This window comes from Ideonella aquatica (genome assembly GCF_018069755.1).
In the GTDB taxonomy this organism is placed as follows: Bacteria; Pseudomonadota; Gammaproteobacteria; order Burkholderiales; family Burkholderiaceae_C; genus Ideonella; species Ideonella aquatica.
Genome location: NZ_JAGQDE010000016.1, coordinates 92,901 through 101,430, shown reverse-complemented (window position 1 = coordinate 101,430; position 8,530 = coordinate 92,901). Strand labels below are relative to the sequence as shown.

Annotated in this window: 7 protein-coding genes and 1 pseudogene; 5 read left to right on the top strand and 3 right to left on the bottom strand. The window is 73.2% G+C overall.

From position 1 onward, the window contains the following. The 3 genes and pseudogenes from KAK06_RS17225 to KAK06_RS17215 all read right to left on the bottom strand — a co-directional run. Positions 1-406, bottom strand: a pseudogene (locus KAK06_RS17225) (hypothetical protein); the annotation flags it as partial. A gap of 50 nt (positions 407-456) precedes the next feature. Further along, on the bottom strand, positions 457-2,280 hold the full coding sequence (gene mutL / locus KAK06_RS17220; protein WP_210803374.1) for a DNA mismatch repair endonuclease MutL: 1,824 nt from the start codon (positions 2,278-2,280) through the stop codon (positions 457-459). A 22-nt stretch (positions 2,281-2,302) separates the two neighbouring features. Further along, positions 2,303-3,433, bottom strand: a complete 1,131-nt coding sequence (locus tag KAK06_RS17215) for an ABC transporter substrate-binding protein (protein WP_210803373.1) — start codon at positions 3,431-3,433, stop codon at positions 2,303-2,305. Positions 3,434-3,549: 116 nt separating this feature from the next. Between KAK06_RS17215 and KAK06_RS17210 the strand changes: the two genes are divergently transcribed. The 5 genes from KAK06_RS17210 (at position 3,550) to mch (ending at position 8,530) form a co-directional block, all read left to right on the top strand. Beyond that, complete coding sequence (locus KAK06_RS17210; RefSeq protein ID WP_210803372.1) at positions 3,550-4,188, top strand: DedA family protein; 639 nt, start codon at positions 3,550-3,552, stop codon at positions 4,186-4,188. 142 nt (positions 4,189-4,330) lie between these two features. Beyond that, the gene (locus KAK06_RS17205) at positions 4,331-5,443 is read left to right on the top strand and encodes a beta-ribofuranosylaminobenzene 5'-phosphate synthase family protein (protein ID WP_210803371.1); all 1,113 of its coding nucleotides are present in this window, start codon (positions 4,331-4,333) and stop codon (positions 5,441-5,443) included. Between the two features lie 47 nt (positions 5,444-5,490). Beyond that, positions 5,491-6,393 carry an NAD(P)-dependent methylenetetrahydromethanopterin dehydrogenase gene (locus KAK06_RS17200; RefSeq protein ID WP_210803370.1) on the top strand — a complete coding sequence of 301 codons (903 nt, stop codon included), beginning with the start codon at positions 5,491-5,493 and terminating at the stop codon, positions 6,391-6,393. Then, positions 6,390-7,535, top strand: coding sequence for an ATP-grasp domain-containing protein (locus KAK06_RS17195; protein WP_210803369.1), 1,146 nt, complete (start codon positions 6,390-6,392; stop codon positions 7,533-7,535). Before KAK06_RS17200 ends, KAK06_RS17195 begins: the two co-directional genes overlap by 4 nt. Next, positions 7,532-8,530, top strand: coding sequence for a methenyltetrahydromethanopterin cyclohydrolase (gene mch / locus KAK06_RS17190; protein ID WP_210803368.1), 999 nt, complete (start codon positions 7,532-7,534; stop codon positions 8,528-8,530). The genes KAK06_RS17195 and mch overlap by 4 nt, the downstream gene beginning before the upstream one ends.

The window sequence follows — 8,530 nt, the reverse complement described above, 5'->3', positions numbered from 1 at the left end:
GGGGCTCGTCGCGCCAGGCCGGGGCGGCGTCGCGCGGCGGGCGCGGATTGGGCGGGCGGCCTGGGCGGTCGCCGGTGCGCTCATCACGGCGTTCATCGCGGCGGGGCGGACGCGCGTCGGCGCGGGGGCCGTCGCGGCGCTCAGGTCGCGGGCCGTCGCGCCGGTCATCGCGACGATCGTCCCGCGGCGCGGCCCGCCGGTCATCCGGCCGCGGTGGCCGGTCATCGCGCCGCGGAGGCCGCCGATCATCGAAGCGCGGCGGCGCCTCGCTGCGCGGGGCATAGCTGACCTTGACGGCCGCATTGACCACCACGGTCGGCTCGGCGGGGGCGGGGGCATCAGGGGAGGGCGCCGGGCTGGCGGCAGCGCGGCGGGGCTTGCGCTGGATGTCGCGTTCGGAACGCATCGGGAACTTTCGTCAGGGCGGGGCCGCAGCGGGCCCAATCCGCTATTGTCTCAGCGCCCGCGCAGGAACAGGGCGTCGAGCTCTTTCATCGACACCTGGCGCCAGGTCGGTCGGCCGTGGTTGCACTGGTCGGCGCGCTCAGTGGCCTCCATCTGGCGCAGCAGGGCGTTCATCTCCTCGAGCGTCAGGCGGCGGTTGGCGCGCACCGCGCCATGGCAGGCCATGGTGGCCAGCAGCTCGTCGCGGGCGCGGGTGAGCAGGTGGCCGGCATCCGCCTCGGCCAGTTCGGTGAGTTCGCGCAGCACCGAGCGGGCCAGCTCGACCGGGTCGGCGTCCGGCAGCGCGGCCGGTCGGCTGCGCACCGCCAGTCGGCCCGGGCCCAGGGCGCTGAGGTCCAGGCCCAGGGCCTGCAGCTCGTCGGCCCGCGCCTCGGCGGTGGCCACCTCGGTGGGCGTGGCGGCAAAGGTGGCCGGGATCAGCAGCGGTTGCGCGGCCAGCGCGGCCTGGTCGGCAGCCGCCTTCAGGCGCTCGTAGACGACGCGCTCGTGCGCCGCGTGCATGTCGACCACCACCAGCCCCTGGGCGTTCTCGGCCAGGATGTAGACGCCGGCCAGTTGGCCCAGCGCACGGCCCAGCGGCCAGTCGGGCTCGGCCACCGCCACCGGCGGCTCGGCGGCCAGCAGGCGGTTGGGGGGCGCCTGCATGGGCAGCGTCGCCCGCGGCTCGGTCGCGTAGAGCGTGCCCAGGTCGGCCAGCGTGAGGCGCGACTGCTGCGCGGTGGGCGGCAGGCCGGCGAAGCGAAAGCCGCTGCCCGCCGCCGGGCTCTCGGGCGCGGCGATCGGCACCGGCGTGGCCACGATGGGGGCCGCGCCCCCGGGCGCCGCCAGGGCCTGCGTCACCGCACGGCGCACTGCAGCATAGACCTCGCCCGAGTCCCGGAAACGCACCTCGATCTTGGTGGGGTGCACGTTGACATCCACCCGGGTCGGGTCGATGTCGATGAACAGCACGTAGACCGGTTGGCGCTGGCCGTGCAGCACGTCCTCGTAGGCGCTGCGCAGCGCGTGCTGGACCAGCTTGTCTTTCACGAAGCGGCCATTGACGTAGCAGAACTGCTGGTCGGCACGGGCGCGGGCGGCCTCAGGCAGGCCGATGCGGCCGATCAGGCGCATCGGGCCGGCGGTCACGTCCAGCGCGCGGCTCTGGGCCAGGAAGTCCTCGCCCAGGATGTCGGCAAAGCGCTGCTCGTGGCTGCCGCGCTTCCACTGCTCGACCAGCTTGCCCTCGTGCCAGACCGCAAAGCCCACGTCGGGCCGCGCCAGGGCGTGGCGGCGCACCGCCTCCACCGCATGGGCCAGCTCGGTGGACTCGCTCTTCAGGAACTTGCGCCGCGCGGGCGTGCTGAAGAACAGCTCGCGCACCTCGATGCTGGTGCCCTGGGCGCGCGCGGCCGGCGCCAGCTCGCCGCTGCGGGCGTCCAGGCGCTGGGCATGGGCGGCGTCGGCCGGGCGGCTGACGATGGCGGTGTCCGAGACCGAGGCGATCGCCGCCAGCGCCTCGCCGCGAAAACCCATCGTCGACACGCCTTCCAGCTCTTCGAGCGTGCGGATCTTGCTGGTGGCGTGGCGGCGCAGCGCCAGCGGCAGTTCCTCGGGCGGGATGCCGCAGCCGTCGTCCTCCACCACGATGGCGCGGATGCCGCCGGCCACCAGGCGCACCGTGACCTGGCTGGCACCGGCGTCCAGCGCGTTGTCCACCAGCTCGCGCACCACCGAGGCGGGCCGCTCCACCACCTCGCCGGCAGCGATCTGGCTGACGAGCTCGTCGGGCAGTTCGCGGATCGGTCGGCGGGGCGGGGCGGCGGTGTCGGTCATCGCCGGATTGTAGGAAGCGCTCTCAGCGCAGGAACTTCCCCTGGGCATTGACCTGCACCAGCTCGACGAAGCGCGAGCCGGTGGCGTCGTCGCTGAAGTCCAGGTCCAGCCCGCCAATGCGGCCCTTGAAGCCGCGCATCACCGCATGCAGGCCGGCGCGGGTGGGCTCCTTGCCGCAGCGGCGCAGCGCTTCCAGCAGCACCAGGCCATTCAGGTAGCCCTCGTAGCTGGTGTAGCTGACGGGGGTCTTGGCGGCTTCGCACAGCTGCTGGAACTGGCGCGCCGTGGGGTCGGCACCGCTCCAGGGATAAGGCACGGTCTGGCAGATCGCCAGGCCGCGCAGTCTGGCGCCCAGCGCGGCAGCCACCTTCTCGCCGGCCACCGTGGACAGACCGTAGAAGCTGGGGCTGCGGCCCTTGGTCCACAGCCCCTCCATCAGCTGGGCCACCGGCGGGCCCGACAGGAACATCACCACCGCCTGCGGGTCCAGCGCGGCCAGCGTGTCGACGGCCTGGGTCAGCTTGCTGCCGTCATTGCCCACCGCCACGCCGCCCAGCAGGTCCTTGCCGCCGCGCTTCTTCAGCGCCTGCTGCAGCAGGGCCAGCACCTCGACGCCACCCGGGTTGTCCAGGTGGGCCACGGCCAGGCGCTCGACGCCCAGCGTGCTGAGATGCTGCACCAGTTTCTCGGCCTCGCGCCCGTAGCCAGCGCGCACGAAGTAGGCCGCGCCGCGGGCCTTCTGGCGCACGCCGTCGGCCACCGCGAAATTGCCCACCAGCGGCACGCCGGTCTCGCGCAGCAGCGGCGTGACCGCGGCGATGGTGCCCGAACCCACGCCACCGAAGAAGGCGAACACGCCGGGGTCCTGCAGCAGCGCGCGGTAGTTGCGCTGGGCCAGCTCGGGCTTGAGCTCATCGTCCAGCGAGACCAGCCGCACCTGCCGCCCGCCCACGCCACCGCGTGCATTGGCATCGGCCAGGGCCAGCGCGGCACCGGCATTGAACATCTGCAGCGACAGGCCCAGCGGACCGCTGAGCACGGCGCTCTGGCCGATCAGGATCTCGCGATCACTCACGCCGGCCTCGCCAGCCCGGCTCCAGGCGGGCCAGGCCGCCGCCAACGCGGCCAGGGCCGCCTCCCGTCGTCGCCACATGCGCGGTGTTCCTTGGTGGGTGCGCGCCAGGACAGTGGCGTGCCGCGGCAGTGTCGGTAACGGCAGCCGTTTGAGGCATCAGGGTTCGTACGGGGTCCCTGGCGATAATGCGCCGCATGGATCTGCTTGCCCTGCTGTTCGACTTCATCCTGCATGTCGACGTTCACCTCGCCAACTTTGTCGCCCAGTACGGCGCCTGGGTGTATGCGCTGCTGTTCCTGATCATCTTTGTCGAGACCGGCGTGGTGGTGATGCCCTTTCTGCCGGGCGATTCGCTGCTGTTCGTGGTGGGTGCGCTGTGCGGCGTGGGCCTGATGCAGTACCAGTGGGCGGTGCCGCTGATGCTGGTGGCGGCGGTGGCCGGCAACCAGAGCAACTACACGATCGGGCGGGCGCTGGGGCCCAAGGTCTTCCAATGGGAGAACTCGCGCTTCTTCAACCGCCGCGCCTTCGACCAGGCCCATGCGTTCTACGAGCGCTATGGCGGCATCACGATCGTGATCGCCCGCTTCATGCCCTTCTTGCGCACCTTCGCGCCTTTCGTGGCCGGCGTGGCGCAGATGACGCGCAGCCGCTTCACCTTTTACGATGTCACCGGCGGCACGCTGTGGGTGGTGGGCGTGACCAGCGCGGGCTACTTCTTTGGCCACCTGCCCTGGGTGAAGGAGAACCTGGACAAGATCATCTGGGCGATGATCTTCATCCCCGGCGGCCTGGCCCTGCTGGGCGCCTGGCGGGCCCGCCGCACGGCGTGACAGTCTGTCCCCGCGGCGGGTCAGGCCCCAGGCGGCCCGGCCTGGCCAGCCGGGGCTCCGGCGGTGGGTGTGCGCCGGGCGTGGAAGGCCACTGCGGGAGATCCCTGTGGCCATGGGAACACCCTTTGCTTACAAGCGTGGCATGACCGCGCCCGCCCACCCCGCCATGCCCCGCCTCGTCAGCGTCGACGCACCCGGGCGCCTGCACCTGGGCTTCCTCGATCCATCCGCCACGCTGGGCCGCCGATTCGGCAGCCTGGGTCTGGTGCTGGACGACTGGGTGACGCGGGTGGAGCTGCGCGCCGCACCCGGCGCCACCGATGTCTTCAGTGCCGACACCCCCGAGGCGCAGGCCGAGCTGCCGCGCGCCGAGGCGCACCTGGCCGCGCTGAAGCTGCGCACCGGCCAGCCGGCGCCGCTGCACCTGCACCTGGCCCGCGTGTTGCCCGCCCACGCCGGTTTCGGCTCAGGCACCCAGCTGGCGCTGGCGGTGGGCCGGGCATTTGCGCGCTGGCACCAACTGAGCTTGTCCACCGCCACACTGGCCCATGGCCTGGGTCGCGGGCTGCGCTCGGGCATCGGCATCGGTGGCTTCGACCAGGGTGGCCTGCTGCTCGACGGCGGCCCCGGCGCCGATGGCCAGCCGGCCCCCGTGCTGGCGCGCGTGGCGCTGCCACCGCAGTGGCGTGTGCTGCTGGCGATTGAGCCCGGCGCGCGCGGCCTGTCCGGGGCCGAGGAGCGCGCCGCGCTGGCCCGCCTGGCGCCGCTGCCCACCACCGCGGCCGCCGAGATCTGCCACCAGACGCTGATGCGCGTGCTGCCCGGCGCCACCCAGGGTGACTTCCTGGCCTTTGCAATGGGCGTGGGTCGCATCCAGCAGATCGTTGGCGATCATTTCGCGCCGGCCCAGGATGGCGAGGCCTACACCCGCCCGGCGATCGGCCGCCTGATGCGCTGGCTTGACGCCCATGCCCCGGCCTTCACCAGCGAGCCGGTGGGCGTGGGCCAGAGCTCCTGGGGCCCCACGTCCTTTGCCTTCGTGAGCCGTCCTGAGCACGGCCAGGCCTTGATCGCTGCCGCCCGCGCCGCCGGGGCCCTGGCGCAGGGACTGCAATTGGTGATGGTGCGGCCGCGCGACCACGGGGCCCGGGTCACCGACAGCACCGAGGCTGCCCAGCGCGCGCCCAGCCGCCCCAGCGCCGAGAGCCTGTGGCGCTGGCAACAGACCGAGCAGGCGCCCTGGCGCCTGCACTGACCCGATTGTCCTGACTACCCTGGCGCCCGCGAGCGCCCTGTCCTGCCATGGAACGTCCCTACATCCTGCACATGTTCACCCCGGGCCGCCAGATGAGCCCCTTTGACGTCAACATGGCCGCCGATGCCGGCTACCAGGTGCTGGCGCCGTACACCGATGTCACGCTCGATGCGGTGCGCGGCCTGACCCAGGACGCGATCTTCTCGCGCAGCCCCAAGGGGCTGGCGCGCACCGGCATCTTCATCGGTGGCCGCGACGCCGTGCTGGCCGCCGACATGCTGGACCGGGCCAAGAAGGCCATGGTGCCGCCCTTTGCCGTGTCCTTGATGGCCGATCCCAGTGGTGCCTACACCACCGCTGCGGCCATGGTCGCCTCGGTCGAGGCCGAACTGGTGGCCATGGGTGCCGGTGGCCTGAGCGGCCAGCGCGTGGTGGTGCTGGGTGGCACCGGCCCTGTGGGCCGCATCGCGGGGGTGATGGCAGCCATGGCTGGAGCCCACGTGGCGCTGTCCAGCCGCAACGGCATCGACGTGGCCGAGGAGGCCGCGCAGCAAACCGGCCAGCGCTTTGGCGTGACGCTGCACGGCATCTCGGGCGGCGATCGCGACGCGGTGCGTCGCTCGATCGCCGACGCCGATGTGATCCTGGCCACCGCTGCGGCCGGCGTGCAGGTGGTCTCGGCCGAGGACCTTGCCGTGGCCACGCGGCTGAAGGTGGCGGCCGACGTCAACGCCGTGCCGCCCGAGGGCATTGCCGGCGTGGGCGTGATGGACAAGGGCACGCCGGTGGCGGGCACCGCCGCGCGCGGCCTGGGCGCCTTGGCCATTGGCAACGTCAAGTACCAGACCCAGCAGCGGCTGTTGCGCTCGATGAACGAGGCCACCGAGCCGCTGGTGCTGGGCTACGCCGAGGCCTTCGAGGCTGCTCGGGCCCTGTTGCGCCAGGCATGACGGTGCGCGGTCCGCTGGCCCTGGCGGGCCTGTCGGTGCGGGCCGCGGCGCAGGCGGCCCGGCGCGACGGCCTGCGCGTGCTGGCGCTGGACCTGTTCGGTGACGCCGACACCTGCGAGGCCGCCGAAGCCTGGCGCCCGCTGGGTGACCCGGCGCGGCCGCAGATCGACGGCGAGCGTCTGCTGGGCCTGCTGGCACGGCGCCGCGATGAACTGGCCGGCTGGTGGCCCGGCAGCGGCTTCGAGGACCGCGCCGACCTGCTGGAGGCCGGCAGCGCGCTGTGCCCGCTGCTGGGCACGCCGGCCGAGGGTTGGCGCCGACTGGCCGATCCGCGGACGTTTTTCGAGCGCCTGGACGCCTGGGGCATCGCCCACCCGGCGGTGGCCTTCGAGCGCCCCGATACCGCCCTGGGCTGGCTGCGCAAGCGCGGTGGCAGCCGCGGCGGTGAACATGTGCAGCCGGCCGAGTCGGCGGCCGCCGACGAGGCGCCCGCGCCCTGGTACTGGCAGCGCTGGCAGGATGGGGCGCCGATGTCGATGACCCTGCTGTGCGCCGCGCCTGGCCGGGCCTGCGTGCTGGGCCTGAACCGCCAGTGGCACCAGCCGCAGGCGGGCCAGCCCTTCGCCTATGGCGGCGTCCTCGGGCCGGTGGGCCTGCCTGGCCGCGCTGGCAGCCTGCTGCAAGGCGTGGCCGAGCGCCTGGCGGCGGCCTTCGACCTGCGCGGCGTGGTGGGCGTCGACTTCATCTGGGACGAGGAGAACGCCTGGATCCTCGAGGTCAACCCCCGCTGGCCGGCCAGTGCCGGCCTGTATGCGGCGCAGGGCGGCCTGGTGCGTGCCCACCTGCAGGCCTGCCTGCATGGCCGCCTGCCTGAGCCGGCCCAGGTGGCCGCCTGGCGACCGCCACGCCTGCGCGGGCTGCAGCTGCTGCGCCGGCCGCATGCGGTGCAGCTGGACCTTGCCACGGTGGCGCTGTGGGCGCGCCAGAGCGATGTCCATGACCGCCCGTCGGCCGCGATGCGCTTGCCGGCCGGCGCCCCCCTGTGTACCGTCAGTGCCGAGGCCGACGACGAGACGGCGTTGCGCCGCCGGCTCGACGCCCGCTGCGCCGCACTGGCCTCGACCCTGGAGATCCCCGCATGAATGTCACGCCCAGTCACCGTGCCTGGCCCAGCCCCAATGATCTGGCCCAACCTCTGGTGGCCCAGTTGCTGCAGGACGCCGAGCGCCTGGGCGTGTGCTGGACCCGCGACGAGCGCGGCACCTGCCTTGTCGACGCCGGCATCGATGCGCCCGGCAGCATCGCCGCCGGGCTGCTGATCGGCCGCATCTGCATGGGCGGCCTGGGCGAGGTCTCGCTGCTCACCGACGGGCGCCATGGCTGGGCCAACTGGCTGCAGGTCAGCAGCCCGCAGCCGGTGCTGGCCTGCCTGGGCAGCCAGTACGCCGGCTGGAGCCTGGCCGCCAGCAAGGAGGAGACCGGTGGCAAGAAGTTCTTCGCCCTGGGCTCCGGCCCGGCACGCGCGCTGGCGGCCAAGGAAAAGCTGTTCGACGAGCTGGGTTGGCGCGACGCCGCCGGCAGCGGCGTGCTGGTGCTGGAGGTCGATCGGGCGCCGCCGCGCGTGGTGATCGACAAGGTGCTGCGCGACACCGGCCTGGCGCCCGAGGCGCTGACCATCGTGCTCACCCCCACCAGCAGCCGCGCCGGCACCACCCAGGTGGTGGCCCGCGTGCTGGAGGTGGCGCTGCACAAGGCGCATGAGCTGGGCTTTGCGCTGGGCGACGTGGTGGATGGCGCGGCCAGCGCGCCACTGCCGTCGCCCACCGCCGATGGTGCCCAGGCCATGGGCCGCACCAACGACGCCATCCTCTACGGCGGCCTGGTGACGCTGTCGGTCAACGGTGAGGTCGAGGCCGCGCGCTCGCTGGCGCAGCGCCTGCCCTCGGGCACCTCGCGCGACTACGGCAAGCCCTTTGCCGACATCTTCTCGGCCGCCGGCTTTGATTTCTACAAGATCGACCCTGCGCTGTTCGCGCCCGCCGCGGTGGTGGTGCAGCACCTGCCCAGCGGCCGCAGCTTCGAGGCCGGCCGGCTGGACATGCCGGTGCTGCTGCAGGGCTGGCGCGAGGCCGCCTGA